This window comes from Microcoleus sp. PH2017_09_SFU_O_A, assembly GCF_020738625.1.
GTDB lineage: Bacteria > Cyanobacteriota > Cyanobacteriia > Cyanobacteriales > Microcoleaceae > Microcoleus.
The window spans coordinates 175969-197423 of sequence record NZ_JAEQCF010000006.1; the positions used below are offsets into that span (position 1 = coordinate 175969).

General features: G+C 45.2%; 12 protein-coding genes. 5 read left to right on the forward strand and 7 right to left on the reverse strand.

Annotated elements, in window-relative coordinates; translation table 11 throughout:
* Positions 1-242: 242 nt before the first annotated feature.
* Complete coding sequence (gene carA, locus JGK16_RS04360; protein ID WP_293174899.1) at positions 243-1394, reverse strand: glutamine-hydrolyzing carbamoyl-phosphate synthase small subunit; 1152 nt, start codon at positions 1392-1394, stop codon at positions 243-245.
* 137 nt (positions 1395-1531) lie between these two features.
* Here carA and JGK16_RS04365 point away from each other — a divergent pair, with 137 nt between their 5' ends.
* Positions 1532-2257, forward strand: coding sequence for a retropepsin-like aspartic protease (locus JGK16_RS04365; RefSeq protein ID WP_293174902.1), 726 nt, complete (start codon positions 1532-1534; stop codon positions 2255-2257).
* A gap of 255 nt (positions 2258-2512) precedes the next feature.
* On the opposite strand, the gene trpD is transcribed toward JGK16_RS04365, so the two are convergent.
* Positions 2513-3628 (reverse strand): anthranilate phosphoribosyltransferase, encoded by a 1116-nt coding sequence (gene trpD, locus JGK16_RS04370; protein WP_293175013.1) that lies wholly within the window; start codon positions 3626-3628, stop codon positions 2513-2515.
* Between the two features lie 302 nt (positions 3629-3930).
* On the opposite strand from trpD, the gene JGK16_RS04375 reads away from it, so the two are divergent.
* The 4 genes from JGK16_RS04375 (at position 3931) to JGK16_RS04390 (ending at position 8907) form a co-directional block, all read left to right on the forward strand.
* Positions 3931-4824 (forward strand): RNA-guided endonuclease TnpB family protein, encoded by an 894-nt coding sequence (locus tag JGK16_RS04375; RefSeq protein WP_293174906.1) that lies wholly within the window; start codon positions 3931-3933, stop codon positions 4822-4824.
* 25 nt (positions 4825-4849) lie between these two features.
* A complete protein-coding gene (locus JGK16_RS04380; RefSeq protein ID WP_293174909.1) occupies positions 4850-5017 on the forward strand; it encodes a transposase in 168 nt (55 codons plus the stop codon).
* 267 nt (positions 5018-5284) lie between these two features.
* Positions 5285-5560, forward strand: a complete 276-nt coding sequence (locus JGK16_RS04385) for a hypothetical protein (RefSeq protein ID WP_293174912.1) — start codon at positions 5285-5287, stop codon at positions 5558-5560.
* Positions 5561-5892: 332 nt separating this feature from the next.
* Positions 5893-8907, forward strand: coding sequence for a PAS domain S-box protein (locus JGK16_RS04390; RefSeq protein WP_293174915.1), 3015 nt, complete (start codon positions 5893-5895; stop codon positions 8905-8907).
* 248 nt (positions 8908-9155) lie between these two features.
* On the opposite strand, the gene JGK16_RS04395 is transcribed toward JGK16_RS04390, so the two are convergent.
* The 5 genes from JGK16_RS04395 to JGK16_RS04415 all read right to left on the reverse strand — a co-directional run bounded on the left by JGK16_RS04395 (position 9156) and on the right by JGK16_RS04415 (position 20854).
* Positions 9156-10925, reverse strand: coding sequence for an adenylate/guanylate cyclase domain-containing protein (locus JGK16_RS04395; RefSeq protein WP_293174918.1), 1770 nt, complete (start codon positions 10923-10925; stop codon positions 9156-9158).
* 40 nt (positions 10926-10965) lie between these two features.
* On the reverse strand, positions 10966-11361 hold the full coding sequence (locus JGK16_RS04400) for a response regulator (protein ID WP_293155470.1): 396 nt from the start codon (positions 11359-11361) through the stop codon (positions 10966-10968).
* Positions 11362-11486: 125 nt separating this feature from the next.
* Positions 11487-17576: an AAA family ATPase gene (locus JGK16_RS04405; RefSeq protein ID WP_293189635.1), complete on the reverse strand. Its 6090-nt coding sequence runs from the start codon at positions 17574-17576 to the stop codon at positions 11487-11489.
* A gap of 186 nt (positions 17577-17762) precedes the next feature.
* Complete coding sequence (locus JGK16_RS04410) at positions 17763-18518, reverse strand: ribonuclease HII (protein ID WP_293174924.1); 756 nt, start codon at positions 18516-18518, stop codon at positions 17763-17765.
* 2 nt (positions 18519-18520) lie between these two features.
* Complete coding sequence (locus tag JGK16_RS04415; protein ID WP_293189633.1) at positions 18521-20854, reverse strand: Rne/Rng family ribonuclease; 2334 nt, start codon at positions 20852-20854, stop codon at positions 18521-18523.
* Positions 20855-21455: the final 601 nt, after the last annotated feature.

Here is a 21455-nt window from a genome sequence, read left to right on the forward strand (position 1 = left end):
TCCTAGCTAGGTATGGCTTAAAGTCGAGGCTTCATTATAGGAGTTTTTTGGTATTTTGTCTACAGTTTTTTAGTTATGGGTCATGGGGCATGGGGCATGGGGCATGGGGCATTGGGCATGGGGCATGGGGCATGGGGCAAACAGGTCATTGGCCAAACAGGTCATTGGCCAAACAGGTCATCAGTCATTGGTAATCGGTCATGTTTCCTAATGACTAATGACTATTGACTATTGACCAATGACTAAGCTGGTACTTTCTGATTGTCTCGCATTGACTGGACGAATCGATCGAACAAATAGTCAGCGTCGTGGGGGCCCGGACTGGCTTCTGGGTGGTACTGGACTGAGAACAGGGGTAAGGTTTTGTGCTTCAATCCGGCTACGGTGCGATCGTTCAAGTTGAGGTGAGTAATTTCTACTTCCGGGACTAGGGAATCAGGGTCGATCGCAAAACCGTGATTTTGGCTAGTAATTTCTACCTGCTGAGTTAAACCTGCTGGATGATTCAATCCCCGGTGCCCGAACTTCAGTTTAAAAGTTTCCGCACCCAAGGAAATGCCCAGAATCTGGTGTCCCATGCAAATGCCGAACACAGGTTTGTCCGACTTCAACAAAGCTTTCGCCGTCGCGATCCCTTCCGTTACCGCCGAAGGATCTCCAGGCCCGTTGGACAGAAAAATGCCATCCGGGTTGTATTTGAGAATTGCTTCCGCTGACGTGTCGGCGGGTACAACAATTACCCGACAGCCGTAACTCGCCAAACGGCGCAGGATGTTGCGCTTGACGCCAAAGTCTAGGGCTACCACTGTCCACATTTTGCCATTAGCAGGCTTAACTGTCGGACTGAACTCCCACACAGCATCCGTGGCTTCAGACCACTCGTAAACCTCGCGGGTGGTTACTTGCTTCACCAGATTCAGCCCGGCCATGCTGGGGGCGTCTTGGACTTGCTCCAAAAGCTCCGCCTGGTCGAGAATCACGGTCGAAATGCCGCCGTTAATGGCTCCTACGGTGCGAATTTTGCGAGTCAGGGCGCGGGTATCGATGCCGTAAATACCTGGGATGTCGTACTGTTTTAGGTAATCTTGCAGGGATTTTGAACAGCGCCAGTTGCTGGGTCGGCTGCATACGTTACGGGCGATCGCACCTCGGATTTGCGGCCGCGAAGATTCTTCATCTTCGAGGTTTACCCCGGTATTGCCCAATTCTGGATAAGTAAAAGTGACAATTTGACCGCAATAGCTCGGATCGGTCAAAACTTCTTGATAGCCCGTCATTCCCGTGTTGAATACGACCTCGCCGACGACGGTGGCGTCAGCGCCAAAAGACCAGCCGCGGTAAGCAGTACCGTCAGCTAGGACTAGGAGAGCGGGTTGTGCAGTTGAAAGTGACATGGCATCCTTAAATTACAGTCGTTTGGTTTAATTCTTACCACTGCCTGGGATTTGATGCTAGCCGGCAATATACAGATATTATTGGAATTTGTGCCAGCCGAGGCAGAATGTGTTGGTGCCGGAGTCCAGGGCTATCTATGCCAAAAGGCAGTTGTCGTTGTTACGATCGAGCTAAACCGTTTAATCAAATTATGATCGGCCAATCTCCCTTACCTTTATCCTCCAATTCAATCAAGCCTCTGCTGAACCCTCAAAACCTGCGGAAACCTTTACTGGCTTTAACAGCAGTTATTTCTCTGAGCAGCTCAATTTTACTTGACACCGCCGTCTACTCTTCGCGAGCGACAGCTCAAGAGAGCGAGGGATGCTTTATGCGGAACTCCAGCGGTCAAACTGTCAGCTTGAGTCGATCGGTATGCGGTTTTCTCCCTCAAGAATCGACTCCCGCTGCTTCGCCTGCTTCGCCTGCTTCGCCTGCTTCGCCTGATACCAAGTCGGGAGTGTTTCTAGTCAAAATTAAACGCCGAGAAGCTAATATCCCAGTCATAGAAGTCACCTTTAATGGCAAACAAAAGTTTGAGATGATGGTGGATTCGGGAGCCAGCCGCACCGTCATTACACCAGCAATGGCTACCGCTTTGGGGATAGTTCCTAAAGGAACCGTGCAAGCAAAAACTCCGAACGGAGAGGCTACTTTTTCTCTCGGCAGTCTTACTTCAATTGAAGCTGGCGGTTTGGCGATTAATAATATAGTTGTACCCATCTCCCCAGCACTAGAAATTGGGCTGCTCGGTCACGATTTTTTTGGTAATAAAGATGTGACTATTAAGCAAGATGTGATTGAATTTCGCTCGCGCTCATAGAGAGAAGTTCGGCAGCGGATTATGTAACAGATGTAACGCAATACGGTTCACTTAACACTTTTTGTTACCCACAGATTTCCCTCGCATCCCCCTTAAAAAGCAGGGTGCTTTTCTTGTCATCATGGAAATAAGTACGTAGTTGGGCTTCAGCCCTCTTTCAACATACCTGTATAGAGGGCTAAAGCCCAACTACGTACCTTGTACCTTGATTAATCCGTTAAATCCCGCACATCGATCGTTGCCGAACTTATTCCTTCACCGCAAAAACTCCACCAACTGCTGCAACTTCAACCAAGATTCACCACTCGATAAAATCTCCTTGGCCAAAGTAACTCCTGCTGCGTGGGAACCGATCGGAATTACACCTCCCACCTGAAAAGCCAAAGACGCATTCAAAGCTACAACATCCATTTGTGCTGCTGTACCTTTGCCTTGCAACACGTTGCTCAAAATCTCGGCGTTTTCCTCAACATTTCCGCCTTTTAACGAGCCGATCGCACTTGGCGTCAATCCTACCTGTTCCGGATGCAAACTTGTCAGTTCAACCTGGCCGCCCGACAAAACCGCCAAATCCGTCACATCACCCAAACCCGCCTCATCCAACTTTTCTCGGCCGTGAACGACTATCGCCAACTCAGTTCCCAACTCGCCCAAAGCTTGGGCAATAGTTGATACCAGACTGGGATCGAACACCCCGATTACCTGCCCTGTAGGGCGCATAGGATTGACGAGCGGCCCTAAAAGGTTAAAAACAGTCCGCACCTTCAAAGTGCGTCGGAGCGATGCTACAGCCTTAAGTGCGGGATGCCACCCAGGCGCAAATAAAAAGGTGATGCCCGTAGCGTCTACCGCAGCTTTTACCTTGGCAGGATCGGCGCCCAGGTTGACTCCGAGTGCTTCCAACACGTCAGCCGAACCGACTTTGCTGGATGCCGATCGATTTCCGTGTTTGGCGACTCGAACTTTGCCCGCAGCAGCCACAAAGGCTACAGCAGTGGAAATGTTAAATGTGGACGCACCATCGCCGCCTGTGCCGCAAGTATCAATTAATTTGAGATTCGAGATGGGAGATTGGCGATCGACAACGCTCTGGGACTCGCCCGTCAGGGACTGAGACTGCAATACCTGAGCCATTCCTGCTAATTCTGAGGCCGAGATGCCTTTGGCTTGGAGGGCTGCTAAAATGGCTCCTGAAAGCACGGGGGGTATGGCTTCTGCCAGCCATCCCTGCATTAAGTCGGCAGCTTGGACGTGCGAAAGAGATTGTCTGTCTAACAGTTGTTGCAGCAGGGCTGGCCACAGGGGAGAATCCGCTGTCAAAGTTGAAGCTGCGGATATATCTGGTGTTGTAAGTACGGAAGAATCAGTCATGTAGCGACAATGAATTTTTTGCTGGGGTGGGCTGTTTGATGTCGGGCCTGGGCCGAGTGTCGATCGGGATTTTACCAGAGTTGCTGCCGACATTTGGCGCGCCCTGACCCAAATTTTTGCCAAAATGACAGCAGGGCGAAAAACTGTAACTAGATTGTTAGACAAAGTTGCCCATATGCGCCCGATCGTGGGTAGCTTTTGTCTTCTGTTAGATTTTCCATACTTGCTGCGGTGTCTGATATTGGTCACAATCAGACAGTGCAAGCAAGAAATATATGCCGCGAGCCAAATAAAGGAATGCCATGCTACTCGGATTTAAAACCGAATTAAAACTTAATGCCCGACAGCGAATACTGCTAGCCAAACATTGCGGGGTAGCTCGTCACGCTTGGAATTGGGGACTGTGGTTGACCAAAAACATTCTCGACCACAATCAAGCAAACCCCAACGAAAAACTCAAATTTCCTACAGCTATTGACCTGCACAAACTGTTAGTAGCTATGGTAAAATCAGAGAATGCTTGGTATTACGAGTGCAGCAAATCTACACCGCAGATCGCATTAATAGCATTGCGAGAAGCATGGAAACGGTGTTTTAAAAAGACTGCTGGCGTACCGAAGTTTAAGAAAAAAGGAAGGGGAGATTTTTTCACATTAGAAGGAACAGTCAAAATCAGCGCGAGCAACAAAATCCAAGTTCCTGTAATTGGCGTCATTAAAACTTATGAAAAGTTACCGCAAGTATTGACTAAATCTTGCACGATATCCCGGATTGCCGACAGGTGGTTTATCAGTTTCAGGTTTGATGTAGAACAACAAGAATCATGCCAAACAAATATTGTAGGAGTTGACCTCGGTATTAAAGCATTGGCTACTCTCTCAACAGGTGAAGTAGTTATAGGTGCTAAATCTTACAAAAAATACGCAGCAAAACTCTCAAGGATGCAATGGTTTAGTCGCCATAAAGTCATCGGTTCGAGTAATGGTCAAAAAGCACAGAACGAGATAGCAAGATTGCATAGAAAGATAGCTAACATCCGTAAAGATACATTACACAAACTAACGACATTACTTGCCAAAAACCACGGTGTAATAGTTATAGAGGATTTGAATGTATCCGGGATGATGGCTAATCATAAACTGGCTGCATCAGTTGCTGATATGGGTTTCTTTGAGTTCCGCCGCCAGTTAACCTAGAGCGTGCAAGTTGTACGGTTCAAAGTTGGTAATAGTTGACCGTTGGTTCCCAAGCTCAAAAACCTGTTCTAATTGTGGAACCAAAAAAGAAACACTCTCTCTGTGTGAGCGAATGTTTGAATGCAGCCATTGTGGTTTTAAGATTGACCGCGACTTAAATGCGGCAATCAATTTGTCAAAAACCGTCAGTTAGGCGGGGTTAGCCTGTGGACTGGACAAGTGCCGACACTACCAGGATGAAGCAGGAAGTAAACGAAGCCCCGAGGCATCCAACATTGCCTAATTTTGGGTCGCTTTGGGTAGGATTTATGTAACGGCTACAGAATTTATTCCACGAAACTAGCCCAATATGAATTTTTTGATACAACAATGCTCCCTCGGATTGTGACAATTTTAGATAGGGGCCTCATCTACTAAAGAGCGATCGACCGTCAGCTATATAATCTGCCAGCAAAAATCAATGGTAACTGGCACCATTGGTGGCAGCATTCAGCTAGAGTGGCGGATTGCTTGCAGCAAGTTTGCCAGCCGATGGGGCGATCGTCTAAAAAATCAGCAGTTGGTACTGTACTTTGGAGCGATCGTTGTCAAAGTCACTGCCGAAACAGGAAAAAACAGTTTACAGCTAATTTCAGCCTGTACAATTATTCCTCATTTATTCAGGAAGCTTTTAACAGACGAGTTTGGATCGAACGATCGCAACTTTCAGCAGATTGATTGGCAAATCCGATTTTGACAGTCATTTGTAGCTCAAAATAAAATAAACCCGACTGGTTAAACTTTCGTAACTCTACTAACAACTAACGGCGCAGTAGATGAAGTCAATAAATACAGCAGTGTCCGGAGAATCTCAGACTCTAGCCGTTCTCGATCGGATCCAATACACATATTCTGTAGGGACACAACACAGCGTTGTGTCCTGATATGTGTTGCAAGCAATTAAGGCTTGACAACAACGATCGCACGGCTCGGCGGTGGATTTATCGACTTGGCGATCCAGCATCTATACTACTAACAGACACTCAACAATATTGAATCTTTCACAAAAACACACCAGGGTATTCAAAAATGGCACACCAAAAATTAGCAAACAAAACGAACGACTGTAAATTAGAAAATAAAACGATAGAATGCCTGAATATAGAGGAGGCACTGCACCAAATGGAAGCAAAATATCAGAGTATGTTTGAAAATGCTGTTTCCGGCATTTTCCAAACAACCCATGACGGTCGCTACATCAGCGCTAACCCAGCTTTGGCTCGCATCTACGGATATAATTCTGCCGAAGAATTGATGGACAGTCTGACTAATATTAGCGATCAGCTTTACGTCAATCCCGATCGCCGCAATGATTTTATTTCTGCTTTGCAAGCAAAAGGCATCGTGTCAGATTTTGAGTCGCAGATTTATCGCAGAGATGGAACAGTAATTTGGATCGCGGAAAATGCCCGCGCAGTCCGCAACCCAGGCGGTCAATTGCTCTACTACGAAGGTTTTGTCGAAGATATTACCCAGCGCAAAAATGCCGAATCTAGGCTTAGAGAAAGTGAAGAACGCCTGCGAATGGTAATAGAAGGTGTTAAAGATTATGCTATATTCATGCTAGATACTAAGGGGTATGTAGCAAGCTGGAATTCGGGAGCCAAAAGAATTTTGGGGTATGAATCTAGCGAAATAGTTGGGAAAAATTCTGAATGCTTTTATACGCCTGAAGATATTGCAATTGGCAAACCCCAAGAAAAATTAATCACAGCTAGCGAAAGAGGTAGATATCAAAGTGAAGGCTACCGGTTCCGCCAAAATGGCTCCCGATTTTGGGCGAAGATTATTGTGACTCCTTTGCGGGATGAAAGCGGAGAGTTGCAGGGCTTTTCTCAAGTAATGCAGGACATTACTAACCAAAAGCGGGCTGGAGAAGAAAGAATGCAGTTGATTGCTTCTTTGCAAGCTTCAGAAAAAAAGTTTCGCACTCTGTACGAATCGACGACAGATGCGGTAATGCTGCTAGACGAAAAGAGTTTTTTAGATTGCAATCCGGCTACTTTAACTTTATTTGGATGCAGCAGTGAATCGGAGTTTTGTGGCAAGCATCCTTCGGAATTTAGCCCGCGGCTGCAACCGAACGGGCAAGATTCTATGAGTCTTTCTCTAGAGCGAATTAATACGGCTATGGAAACAGGAAATAGTCGTTTTGACTGGGTACACTGCCGTTTGGACGGTTCAGAGTTTCCGGCGGAAGTGCTGTTAACTTCTATGGATATCGGCGGCAAAATGCGGCTGCAAGCCGTGGTGCGCGATATCACTTATCGGGTGGAGGCAGAGGTTGCTCTGAAGCAGGCTAACGAGGTATTGGAATGCCGGGTTAAAGAGCGGACAAGTCAGTTGGAAGAAGCTATTAAAAGGTTGAGTTTGTCGGAGGAAAAGTTTTCTAAGGCTTTTCGATCGAGTCCAGATCCAATGACTATTACTACTTTTGCTGAGGGTCGTTTTATAGAAGCTAATGATAGTTTTTTATCGATAACTGGTTACAGTTTAGAAGAAATGACCTGCAATACAGTAGCGGGATTAAATATTTGGGTAAAGCCTCAAAACAGACTTGATTTTAGGCAATTGCTGCAAGTACAGGGTGTTGTTCGCAACGCCGAATGCGAATTTCGGGTGAAGTCGGGATCGGTGGTGGTGTGTTTGGTGTCAGCCGAATTGATTCATTTGGAGGGGGAACTCTGCGTGCTCGTGGTGATGACAGATATTACCGATCGCAAACACGCAGAAGAAGCCCTGCGGGAAAGCCAGCGCGCCTTGTCCACCCTAATGAGCAATTTGCCGGGGATGGCCTACCGCTTTCGCAACGATGCCGATCGCAGTATGGAGTTTGTCAGCGAAGGCTGCTATCAATTATCCGGCTATTCTCCCGAAGAATTTATCGGCACCCCGCAAGTTTCTCTATCGGAATTGACTCACCCGGACGATCGCGAAATCTTCTGTAATGCCGTAGAAATTGCCCTGCGAGAAAATCGACCATATCAGTTAAATTACCGCATAACTTCTAAAAACGGGGAATTAAAATGGGTTTGGGAGCAAGGTTTGGGAGTATATTCCGACTCAGGCGAATTGCTCGCTTTGGAAGGGTTAATTACTGATATTTCCGAACAAAAACGCAGCGAGGAAGCTTTGCTGCGATCGCAAACCGAGTTAACCCAGCAAAAACTTCAGCTCGAACATACTTTACAGGAATTGCAGCAAACTCAAGCAGTATTAATTCACACCGAGAAAATGTCTACCCTCGGTCAAATGGTAGCCGGTGTTGCTCACGAAATTAACAATCCCGTTAGTAGCGTCTGCGGCAATCTCGTCCACATAGGTCACTATACCGAAGATTTGCTGAATTTAATCGATATGTACCAGCAGCACTGCCCACAGCCACCGGCATCAATTCAACAGAAAATTGAGGATATCGAGCTAGATTTTCTCTTAGAAGATTTGCCAAAAGCTATCTCTTCGATGCAGATTGGAGCCGATCGCATTCGGGAAATTGTGCGATCGCTCAGAAATTTCTCTCGCAAAGACGATTCTCAAATGACCAAGGTTAATCTACACGAAGGCATTGAAGGAACGCTGCTAATCCTGCAAAGCCGCCTGAAAGCCCGAGGCAACTATCCCGAAATTGCCGTAATTAAAGAATATGGCAACTTGCCTTTAGTTGAGTGCTATTCCGGTAAAATCAATCAGGTGTTTATGAATTTGATCGGAAATGCGATCGACGCGATCGAGGAATACAACGCAGGGCGATCGGTTCTCGAAGCCAAAGCTAACCGCAGCAAGATTAAAATTAAGACGGAAGTCCAAAACTCCAATGCTGTAATTCGGGTTTCTGACAACGGCCCCGGTATGCCCGAAAAAGTTTGCCAGCAATTATTCGAGGCCTTTTTTACCACCAAACCCGCAGGCAAAGGCACCGGTTTGGGCCTGTCCATTTCCTACAGAGTCCTCCAAGAGCACGGCGGGATGCTGACTTGCGTGTCTGCACCAGGGCAAGGAGCCGAATTTATCATCGAAATGCCGATCGAGCAAATTAGTCAGTAGTCAGTAGTCATTAGTGCGAGCGTCCCCGCTCGCGAACGCTATTAGTGCGAGCGTCCCCGCTCGCGAACGCTATTAGTGCGAGCGTCCCCGCTCGCGAACGCTATTAGTCGAGCGTCCCCGCTCGCGAACGCTATTAGTGCGAGCGTCCCCGCTCGCGAACGTTATTAGTTATTGATTATTGCGAGATATTCAAAAATAACAAATAACAACTGCCAACTGTCAACTGTCAACTGTCAACTGTCAACTAACTACTGACACCTAGCCAAATAAATTCGAGCCACCCTATCCCCCGGATTTTGCCGCAAACAATCAGCAAATAACCCCGCCGCTTCAGTAAAATTATAGATATTGTACAAAGACAAAGCCTCAGTAAACACTGGCAAAGTAGCCAACTTCCCCGCTTTAACGAACGGCAAATCTGCATCAAAAACCTCATAAACAGTAACCCATGCAGACTTCCCCTTAACCTGAACCTTATCAATCACGCGAATCCCATAATCAGCAGGATTTCTCAAGCCATCGACAGTCTGCTGAGTAATTAACAGCGGCACCTCGTAATTCTTCGTCAAACTTTCAATCCGAGCAGCCAAATTAACCGCATCGCCAATCACAGTACCGTCCATCCGATTGCGTCCGCCAACAGTACCCAGCATCAAAGAACCAGTATTAATTCCCACCCCAATCTGGATCGGCACATCGCCCATAGAAACGCGATATTGATTGTATTCAGCAAGAGTATGCAGCATCTCAATCCCCGCTTTCACAGCATTGTCAGCGCCCTCGCTAAACAAAGCCATAATTGCATCGCCAATATATTTATCAATAAACCCATGATTTTCCACAATCAGCGGTTCCATATAACTCAAATATGAATTTATAAATTTAAAATTATCTTGCGGTGTCATCTGTTCCGAAATCGTTGTGAAATCGCGAATGTCAGAAAACAAAATCGACATTTCCAACTCTACCGCATCTCCCAATTTAACATCAACAATACTGTCATATCCCAAAAAAGATAAAAACTGATTTGGTACAAAGCGACTTGTCGCCTCAGTGATTTTTACTTCTGTATCTAGCGCCAGTTCCAGATTACTATTAACTTGAAAAAGTTCTGTAATCAGATTTTTGCGCTCGGCTTCAGCTTTTTTGCGATCGGTAATATCTAGAATGGTATTAATAGCATAAGTAATTTTTCCGGTGCGATCGTAGATAGGAGTTGCCGAAATTTCTAAGGGAATAATTTTGTCGCCGTTGTGGACTTCTACATCGTCAGCAGCGGCATTTTCTCCTCTCAACGCCCGCACAACTGGCAAGTCTTCAGGAGGATATTCTCGATCGGTGCCTGCTCGATAAGTTTGATAAACCTCTGACAATTGTTCTGAATTTATATCCGGCACCACTCCCTTACCAAATATCTCTTTGGCTTTATGATTGATATAGTAAACTTTGCCCTCAGCATCCAGCACCCCCACACCAATTGGCATTGCTTCCAAAAACTGTGTCAAGCGATTTTCGTTTTCATTGAGTTGGGCAATCAGTAATGCTTGGTCAAAGTTTAACTTTGCCAACTCGCTATTCATTTGCTGGAGTTGGGCATTTTGTTCCGCCAACAGTTTGTTTTGATGGTAACTATTGACAGCTTCTTTTACCGTCAAACTCAGGTCTTCTTGCTGCCAGGGCTTGGCGATATAACGATATAAATTTGCATTTTTGATAGCATTTCCTACCGCTTCAATATCTGCTTGTCCTGTGAGCATGATTTTCAGAGTTTTGGGTGAAATGATATGAACTCGCCTTAACAGCTCATCTCCATTCATTTCAGGCATAATATGGTCGGAAATAATTAACGGGACTTCATAGCCATCGTCTAGCAATTCCATGATTAATTCTAATGCTTCTTCCCCACCTTCAGCAATTTCGATGATATAATCATTACTGATTGCCTCTTGAAGTTCTGCTTTCAGACTTCGGAGTACAGTTTTCTCATCATCAACACAGACAATTACTTGTAGAGCCATAATTGAGACCGACCGGATTTAATAGTTTTCAACAACTCGGCTATAGTTGCGCTAAACCAGATTTAATCGTTTCCAACAGTTCGGCTTCCGACCAAGGTTTAGACAAACAGCAATGGAGATTCGCTTCGTTCTTAGCTCGGTTAATCGCTGCTTCGTCAGCTTGACCAGTTAGCATAATTTTAATAACTTTGGGGAATTTTTTGTGAATCCGAATCAGCAGCTCATCTCCTTTAATTCCCGGCATTAGCCAATCAGAAATAATCAAAATAATACTTATATCTTCCTCATTAAGTTCTTCGATTAACTCTAGAGCTTCATCCGCATCTTCCGCTCCTTCATAGAGGTAATCACTACCGAATGCTCTTGACAGTTGCGTCCTCAGACTATTTAACACAATTCTCTCATCATCAACACACAAAATAACTGGCTTAGACATTATTTTTTATCCTCTATGATTAGCGATATAACTCTGTTGGTAGGGTGGGAACTGCACACCTTACCGCTACTAATAGTCTTGCAAACCAGCTTATGCTTCAGTCCTGATATTGGTACATTTCATAATTATACTCTAACGTTCGGCAGAAAAACATTAAATGTAGTTTCACCTGGAATTGATTCTACCTCAATCCTTCCTTGATGTTTTTCCACAATCTTCTTCACAATGTCCAGTCCCAATCCGCTGCCTTCTCCTGCGGGTTTAGTAGTAAAAAATGGCTCGAATATTTTCGCCTCGATCTCTTCAGGGATGCCTTTGCCACTGTCAGTAACGCTAATCTTTACCTGATCGGATTGCTCCGTCAATCCAATAGTTAATGTGCCACGATTATCCATTGCTTGCAAAGCATTGTGAACGAGATTTGTCCACACTTGATTTAGTTCATCTGGATAGCATAGTATCGGCGGTATTTCGGTATAGTTTCTGACTACCTCAACTCCTTGTTTGAGTAAATTTTGATAGAGAGTTAAGATGGTTTCGATCCCTTCAGCAATGCTGGCTGTTGTCTTAGTGCCTGCCTGTTCGTAACGGGCATAGGTTTTTAAGGCAAACACAACTTTTGATGCTCGATCTGTAGCTGTATTGATAGTAGCGATGCCTCTTTTTAATTCAGACAGTTTGTAGGCGGTTCCTAGGATGTGCAAACTATCCGGTTTTTGGAGTAGCAGGAGACAAGTTTCGATACGATCGTAGATCCCCATCACAACTAATAGATCTGCAACAGTATCGGCATTCTCAATCTCTAATTCTTGCAGTTCGCTTCTTAAAGCTCTCTTCAATTTGCGTTCTTCTTTGGTTGATAGTATTGATTCTTGTTGGAGAGATCGCTGAAGTAATTCTGAGAATTTTTGCCCTTCTTCTGGAGAGAAAGATTGAAAAAGTGCTGGCAAATGTTCCAGAGTTTGATCCAAGAACTTAGACACATTTCCCGCTGAAGAACGAATTGCACCCAAGGGTGTGTTAACTTCGTGAGCAACTCCCGCCACAAGTTGTCCTAAAGCTGCCATTTTTTCTGATTGAATCAGCTCTTCTTGGGTGGTTTCGAGCTGTTGGAGAGTATCGCTTAGTTCTTGATTTTTCTGGTACAAAGCTGCTTCAGCCTGCTTGCGATCGCCAATTTCTCGCCACACCGTATGCAGAATTTCCTTACCATCTACAGGAATTACAGTCAGCAATACTTCCACCCAAAAGTCTTCTCCGTCGCTGCGCCGGTGCATCCATTCAAAGCGATAGCTACCTCGCGAAAAAGCAATGGCTGTGATTTCCTGGGCTTTTTCAAAAGAGTTTCTACCGTCTGGTTGAATCTCCGGAGAAAGTTGAGCCGGCGGCAAGGAAAGAAGCTGTTTTTTGTCATTGCAACGCATCATTTTGACCGTGGCGGGGTTGCAGTCGATAAAAACATCTCCATCTAAAAGCAAAATTGCATCGGCGGATTGCTCGTAAAGTTGTCGAAAACGAGCTTCTGACTGCTGGAGTTCTTGGGTGCGTTCTTCTACTTTTGCTTCTAAATTGGCATAGAGTTGGGCATTTTCGATCGAGATGGCAGCTTGAGAAGACAATAATTGTAGAACTGCTAATCGATCGAGAGTAAATGCACCCACTGTCAGGTTATTTTCTAGGTAAAGGATACCGATCGCCTTTCCTTGATGTTGAATAGGCAAACACAATACTGATTTTGGTTTGTGCTGACTTATGTATGGATCGTTAATATTTTTAATGGGAGATTCTGGTTGGTTGATTTCCTCGAACAAGTCGTTAAAAATGACATATTCTTGAGTCCTAAAAACATAGTTGATGACGCTTCGAGGTAACTTATCGCTAGTTTCAATAGGAATTGACTCCAGAACTTTTATTTCTGCAACACCGCTAATTCCGGTAGCTTCAATTACTAAATTACCTGCTTTTTGCAAAATAAAATTGCCTGTTTCTGCTCCGGCATTTTCCATCACTACTTGCATTAAAATTGACAGCAATTTGTCAAGCTGAATTTCTCCTGAAAGTGTTTGAGATGCTTTCATGATTGTCCCGAAGTCCAGGATTTCTGAAACACTGGAACTCGTGGATGAGATAGTTCCAGACTTCATTAGCACAATTGTTTCGTCTGTATGAATGCTCTTTTTCTGGTTCAGAATAGGAGCAAGCAATTGGGGATACCGTTTTTCTAGATCCTCAACCTTTACCTTTGCACCCCAACGCGCATAAGCGTAGTAGGCGTCGGTTAAGTAAACTGTGCCAACTTTATCTTTACCCCAAGCGAGATAGAATTTAGCCGCGAGTTCCTGGGCTAGTGCTTCTTCGTTGAGATAACCGTTTTCTTTGGCGAGGGAAATGGCGCGATCGTACAATTCGATCGCCTCTAATTTTTCCTCTAAAACTCGATGCCGTTCTGCCTCTACTAGATAAAATTTATGTAGATAATTCATCGGGGCATGATTCGCCCATTTTTGCATTTTCTCCTGATTGGCGATTACAGTTTCGAGGATTTGTTGTTGTTCCGAAATCTCTCGATCGGGATACACCGCCAACTTAGACAGAGAATCATAGGTATAAAAAATCGGTACTAATATCGAAGCTACTCCTGCATCTAAATACTCTTCTGCTCCGGCAGAATGCTCAATGGCTTGGTGGTAGTCACAAAAAAGATAACAAAGGATTAACTTATTTAAGAAAAAATAGTAACACGCTATTCTGTAATTATTGGCAATATGAATCGGTAACATTTTTGCTTCATCACAAGCTGAACCGATTAAAAAGCAAGGATTATCCGTCCTTTCCAGTAAGTTTAATACAACTTGATGGTAAATTTGATGCAATTGAAGAATGCTATCCTGATTCATCTTGTCGATCGCATCACCGTAAGTTTCCATCTCTAGTTTCACGCTTGATAGCTCGACCGATCCACTAAAGAATAAATGGTAGCAATACCTGTGGGCAGAATAGCAAGCGTGTTCTAAATCTCCTGTCTCTAAACCGCTAAAGTAAGAAGCTAGAAAAGGTTTTAAGGTCTCTGTAATATGCTGTTTCCAATGCTTGATAAAGCAAGCTTCTACAAACAGCGTCATAGATTTGAAAGGCTTAGTATCGAGTTTTTCGAGTAGATTTAGTGCAAGTTGTCCAAATTGATAGCCCGATTCTAACTCCCCCATGACTCCGCAGAGAATGAGTCCATAATTAGCATAGGCATGAGTATGAGTTGGTGCATTACCATATTTAAGGGCTAATTGAATTTGTTTAAAAGTAATGAGAGGTAGCAAAACTGGAGTGACCATGTAAGCAGAAGGACAGAGTTGTAACAGCATCTGAGTTGCTGCCAGTTTTTGCGGGTCACTCATGTCAGGTAAATCAATTAAGTCATGAATCGGTTTTTCTTGTAAAGCCAATTGCGTCTTTTCAAAAGCCAAGGGAATTTCTGTCAGTTCTGGATCTTTAGGTAGATCTATCCCCAAGAGTTTGAGAATGTCTAACCCAAAATTCAAAGATTGTTTGAGTTGGTTCTGCGCTTTCAAAGCTTGAATTTTAACTTGATAAGTTTTGATTTGATCTAAGAGCGTATTTGCCTTTTCCAGGACTATTTCTGCCAATGGCTCCATTTGCTCAAAATCACCATTCAGATACATCGCCTCTGTGGCTTCTTCGTAAAGTGCTAAACTCAGGTTGTAATGATTCTGCCAACACTCAACATCCAGGAGTTCTATGCCTAAAGTTAAATATTTTTCAGCAGCCGCGTAAGCCGTGGAAGATTTAGCTTTACGTCCAGCTATTAAATTTAATTGAGCAAGCTCATCTCGTTTGATTCGATCGGTAATTAACTCCACCCCGATATTTAATTGGTTGACAATATCAAAAATCTTCTCTTCTTGTTCTGCTTCTGGCGTATTCCTCAACAACAATTGTCCGATTTCGAGGTGGGTGGACTGTTTCTGGGATTCGGGAATCAGAGAATATGCCGCTTGCTGCACTCGATCGTGCAAAAATCTGTAGGGAACCGATAACTCCGATCCTTGAAGAATTTCAATTGATTCAGATTTCTGAAAAAATTTATATACTTCACTGGTGGGAATAATTAATCCTTCTTGCAGTGCTAGCCACAAATCGGCTGCTGTTTCCGACTCGGATTTTTTGGAGACAATTGCTAGCGTTGCTAAGTCAAATTGATTACCTACACAAGCTGCAAGTTTTAAAGCTTGCTGAGTATTTTCAGGCAATTTCTGCAACTGAATTGCCATAAACTCGACGACATCATCAGTCCAAGAAAGCGCCCTCAATTTGGCAATGTCGCACTGCCACCCCCCCCTTGCCCCGGGGGTGAAATCAAATGATATAAATCCATCGCTGTGCAAAAATTGCAGAAATTTAGTTGCAAAAAAGGGATTGCCTTTGGTTTTGGCAAAAATCAATTCCGTCAAAGGCATTGCTCTTTCTATTGGACAAGAAAAAGTATCCGCAATTAGGCAATTTAGGGAAGTTAGGTTGAGAGGTGCTAAGGTAATTTGATTGACTTTCAGGACGGGTGGATCGATATCCTGCTTTTCTAGAGAAGATGCTGACGAATTAGCCTCTACTTTCCTAATCTCACCCAATGTCAACATTAGCGGGTGAGCCGGAAATACTTCGTTGTCTCGATATGCTCCCATTAACAACAGATAGCGGGTATCTGTTTCGCTCATCAGCAACTGCATCAATTTCAAAGAAGCTGAGTCTGCCCACTGCAAATCATCCAAGAAAATTACTAAAGGATGTTCTTTGGTGGCGAATACTCGGATAAACTTGCCAAATAGCAAATTAAAACGATTTTGAGCTGCGACTCCTTCTAGTTTGAGGACTTCTGGCTGCTTGCCAATCAGGTGTTCTAATTCTGGGATGACATCGATAATAACTTGACTGTTTTCACCCAAAACCCCTAATATCTTGACTCGCCATTTCTGCACCTCGCCAGCACTTTCGGTGAGTAATTGTCTGATTAAATTCTGGAATGCCTGCACCCAGGAAGAGAAGGGAATATCCCGCTTAAATTGATCGAATTTTCCTTTGATGAAGTAACCCCGTTGGCGGACAATGGGTTTGTGAACTTCATTGACAACGGCGGTTTTTCCAATGCCGGAAAATCCCGCTACTAACATGATTTCGATATTGCCTTCGCTGATGCGATCGAAGGCTGCTAATAGGGCTTTAACTTCAGTTTCTCTACCGTAGAGTTTTTCGGGAATGACGAAGCGATCGCAAATATCCCGATTTGCCAATACAAACTCGCTAATAGTCCCATTTTCTTGCCATTGCTGCGAGCATTTTTCTAAGTCGTAGCGCAGCCCAGCAGCACTTTGATAGCGTGATTCTGGAGTTTTTGCCATCAGTTTCATGATGATATTATTCACCATCACTGAGATAGCTGGAACCAGATTGATTGGCTCAGTTGGCATTCTGGCAATATGACAGTGGACTAACTCCATTGGATCGTTAGAGTCAAAGGGCAATTTCCCTGTTAGTATTTGGTAAAATGTAACTCCCAACGAGTAAAAGTCGGTACGGTAGTCGATACCCCGATTCATGCGTCCCGTTTGTTCTGGGGACATATAAGCTAGGGTTCCTTCTAAGACGTTTGGATTTTGGATTTCCTGGTTTTCTCTGGGTAGAAGTGAGGAAATGCTGAAGTCAATTAATTTAACTTCTTTAGTTTCCGGGTTAATGATGATATTCTGGGGCTTGATGTCTTTGTGAATAATTCGGTTGTGATATAGTCCTTCTATGGTTTTGACAATCTGAATTGCGATCGGCAAAAATTCATTTAGCGGTAGAGGCGAACTCTGGAGGGAGGAAATGTCAGATTTACTGGATTTGATATTCTCCAATTGCTCTGAATTAACAGTATACTCAGCGAGGGAAATACCTCCAATATCCTCGGTAATCAGAGCAAAAGCATTCTGATAGTTTAAGAGTGCAATGGGTTTGAGAATTCCCGGAAGGTCAAGATTTTTGGTGATCGTGTACTGATTCCGAAACTGTATGAGTTCGCTAAAAGTGGGATATTCACTCCATAACAGTTTGATAATTACTTTTTGGTTTGACTCAGAAACTCCTCGATAAACCTGGGTTCTAGAGCCATTATAGATTTGCTCGGTGAGGTGATAGCCGGGAATTTTTAACATATTATCAGTCATGGTGAAGAGGTTAAATCAATATTCTGTAGATGCTATCGGAGGCTGAAAATGATAAAGCGGTAAGGTGCATATTGCACATCTTACAGAGTAGAGTTTATGCGCCCAGAACAATTAATCCAAAATTCTTGGCTGTTCAAATTTTAGATGCTCTGGCTGAAATTAATTAGGTTTTTTAGTGCTATTTAACTATTTTCGACAGGGACTAAATGACACCCGGTGAAAGACAGACACACCACAACGTTCCAAAGCTAACTTATGTTTAGCAGTACCATATCCTTTGTTGTTTGTCAAGTCATATTCAGGATACTTGACGGCCATCCGCAGGATTAATTCGTCGCGCCAAACTTTGGCGACAATACTAGCAGCGGCAATCTGAATCGATCGCGAATCACCTTTAATCATCGTCTCTTGGTCGATCGACAAATTGGGTATTCTTTGATTGCCGTCAACCAAACACAAATCTGGGGCGACATTTAATTTCAAAATCGCCCGTTTCATTGCCAACAAAGAAGCCTGCAAAATATTCAGGCGATCGATCTCCCGCACCGAAGCCACACCAATTTGACAGTCAACCGCCACAGCCCTGATTTTGACTGCTAACCGACTCCGGGCTGCGGCACTCAACTGTTTGCTGTCGCGCACTCCGCAACTTACTAATTCTTCGAGAACTTCGTCGGGCAAAATGCAGGCGGCTGCCACCACTGGCCCGAACAAAGCTCCTCTTCCTACTTCATCTACACCTGCAATTATCCGAGGGAAAGAGGGGGAGGGGGAAAGGGGGAGAGGGGGAGAGGGAGAGGGGGAGATTGGGAGATGGAAAGATGGGAAGAGAGTAAAAATTTCTACTTCTTCTTTGTTCCTTTTTCTTTGTTCCTTCTTCCTTCTTCCCTCTTCCTTCTTCTTTGTTCCTTCTTCCTTCTTCCCTTTTCCTTCTTCCTTCATAATCACTCATCCAAAACAGCAGAGGAGCGGCGACGGCGGCGGCGGTTGATCGCAGGTTCCTCGGGTTCGCTCGATTCGATCGCCTCGTGGGATTCGATCGGCTCATAGGATTCGATCGGCTCATAGGATTCGATCGGCTCATAGGATTCGATCGACTCATATAGCTTATTCGGCTGATTCGAGAAAGCCATCACATCGTCGGCTTCCTCCATCGGCTCAAAATCATCGATTTCGTCGATCGAACTTGCGCCGTAAATTTCAGCCTCATCATCAGCATCATCGTCATCGTCATCCTCAGCAAATACCGGCCGGGCAACCGACATTTCTGAATAATAATTTTGTTCCTCAACATGGGGTGCTGGCGCAGGCGCTTCAAATTCAAATTCGAGCTGCTCAAAAGGCGGCTTATTCGGCGCAGATCCGGGGAGTGTCACCGAAACGATCGCATTTTTAGGATTTTTGACGCTGCGATCCGTTAGCACCAAAGGAGAAACCCCCATCAGAGCATAAACATCCTGCTCTTCTGGCGTCATTTCCACCGAAATCACCTCCGGAGGCTCCACCATCGGCTTCAGCAGCTCAGACTTAGTTGGCCGCACGCGATCGAATTCCTCGCGCCTGCCAACAGCAGCCATATTCACCAGCCCGAAGCCCTCAGAAGCTGCCCGGATGCCGGGGGGAGTCACCACCAGATACTCAGAGCGGGTATCTGCGACGGGCGCACTCGAAGTATTCGGCAGCCGCAACTTGCTACGTACCGGTTCCTCTTCCACCGGGACGACGGCAAAAGGCTCTTCACCAATCCGGCGGCGCCGCCGCCGTCTGGTTCCGTTGCCCAAATCCTGATAGCTGGGATGGTTGAGCAAGTCCAAAGCTGAGGCGTTGCCGCCAGTCTCAACAAAATCCAAACTTTCGCTCTGAGGTTCCCAAGCAGCCCGAGCGAGTTCGGGGGAACGTTCTTCTCGCACTGGTGCAGCAGTTGCAGCAGCTACAGGCGCCAAGCTGCGGCGTTCCAATCCTTCTGGCAAGTTCAACATCACCCGGTTGGAGGAAGTCACAGTGCGATCGGCTGCTTCCCGCACCGCTGCGCCGAAGTCCTCTTCGCCCGGGAGTTGTACCAGATGACCCAACCCACTGCAAGTAGGGCAACTGTGGCCGAATAACTCGTAAATATTTTGACCTTGGCGTTTGCGGGTGAGTTCTACCAGTCCTAATTCGGACAGTTGAGCTATTTGGGGTCGAGATTTGTCAGCTTTGAGAGCTTTATTGAAATGTTCCAGCACCTGCAACTGATCGCGGCGGGATTCCATGTCGATAAAGTCAACAATAATCACTCCGGCAATATTGCGAAGTCGTAGTTGTCTAGCAATTTCGGTGGCTGCTTCGCAATTTGTCCAGAGTACAGTTTCGCGAGCTGTTGCCGATCGAGTAAACGAGCCAGAGTTGACATCAATTACCGTCAGCGCTTCTGTCGGCTCGATAATCACATAACCGCCAGAAGGTAAATCTACCCTTGGTCTGAGAGCTTCTCGAATCGCAGCGTTGACGCGGAAAAATTCTAAAATCGAGGCGCGCTCTCGGTGGTGGTCGATCAAAACTCCCGCAGGAAGTTTACCGCCGTTCCAGCTCATCAACTGCTGCTTCACCCGCTTAATCCCATTTTGCGAGTCCACGACAATCCGGTTCACGTCACCGCTGAACATATCCCGCAATACCCGCTGGATAAAATCGTCATCGCGGTTGAGCAGTGCCGGCGCCCGGGTAGAACCGCCTTCAAGTTGAACAGCTTCCCACTGCTTTTGCAGCACTTCCAAATCTTCCATGATGGCTTCTTCGGTCATGCCTTCGGCTTCGGTTCTTACCAGCAGCCCCATCCCGGCCGGTTTCACCAAAATAGCCAGGGCTCTGAGGCGGTTGCGCTCGGCTTCCGACTTGATTCTCCGGGACAGATTGACTCCCCTGCCGTAGGGCATCAGTACCAAATAACGCCCGGGCAGGGTAATGTTGCCTGTCAGCCGGGGGCCTTTGCTGCCCGTCGGTTCTTTCATCACCTGTACCAGCACTTTTTGCTGGGGGGTGAGGAGTTCTGTAATTGCTCCTGCCGATCGCTTGAGCCGCAGTGGGCCGAGGTCTGTGACGTGCATGAACCCGTTGCGTTCTGGGTCGCCAATATTGACGAAGGCCGCATCTATCCCAGGAAGTACATTTTCGACAATTCCCAAGTAAATGTCGCTGACTTGGTGGCTGCCTGTGGCTACCACGAGTTCTTGGATTTGATCTTCTGAAAAAACGGCAGCAATGCGATGCTGCTCTGCTATAACTATCTGCTTTGTCATTCAATTTCCTCAAAAAACTGGCAGCAAGTTAGAGACACTAACGCTGAAAAGTGCCTCTGACTTTAACTGTAATTAGTAGTAGCTTAAAGAGTTATTAGCTGTCAGTTGGTGCAGGGTTGAAGGAAATTTAACTCTTCACTGTTAACTGTTAACTCTTCACTGTTACAGATAAAAAAGTAGTTAAACCCGACCCATCGAGAGTTATGAGTTATGCTCAGCAGATAAATCTGAGAGATAGAAATAAGGAGGCTTTTATCGAGTTAGCAAGATTGAGTTTTAAGTTGAGAATTGCTGTCCTCAATACTTCAAAATTCAACAGTTGCAACTCTTCCTTTGAACTCAGCGAATAAATTCAGCGCCACTCTCACCAATTTCTTAACACACAACTGAACACACAACTGAACACTACGAACTGATAACTCTGCTTGCGTGGTGGTTGAGGGCTGGTTTTAAGCGAAAGTAAGTAGGAGCGAAAGCGTAAGGACTTTTGTTGAATTCTTGCGCGATCGCTACGCCTCTAATCGCCAATTAATTGGACAAACGTGGACTCAGCATACAAAAGAAAACCTTGGCACCTCAAAAGTGGTCATTCTTTTTGGCA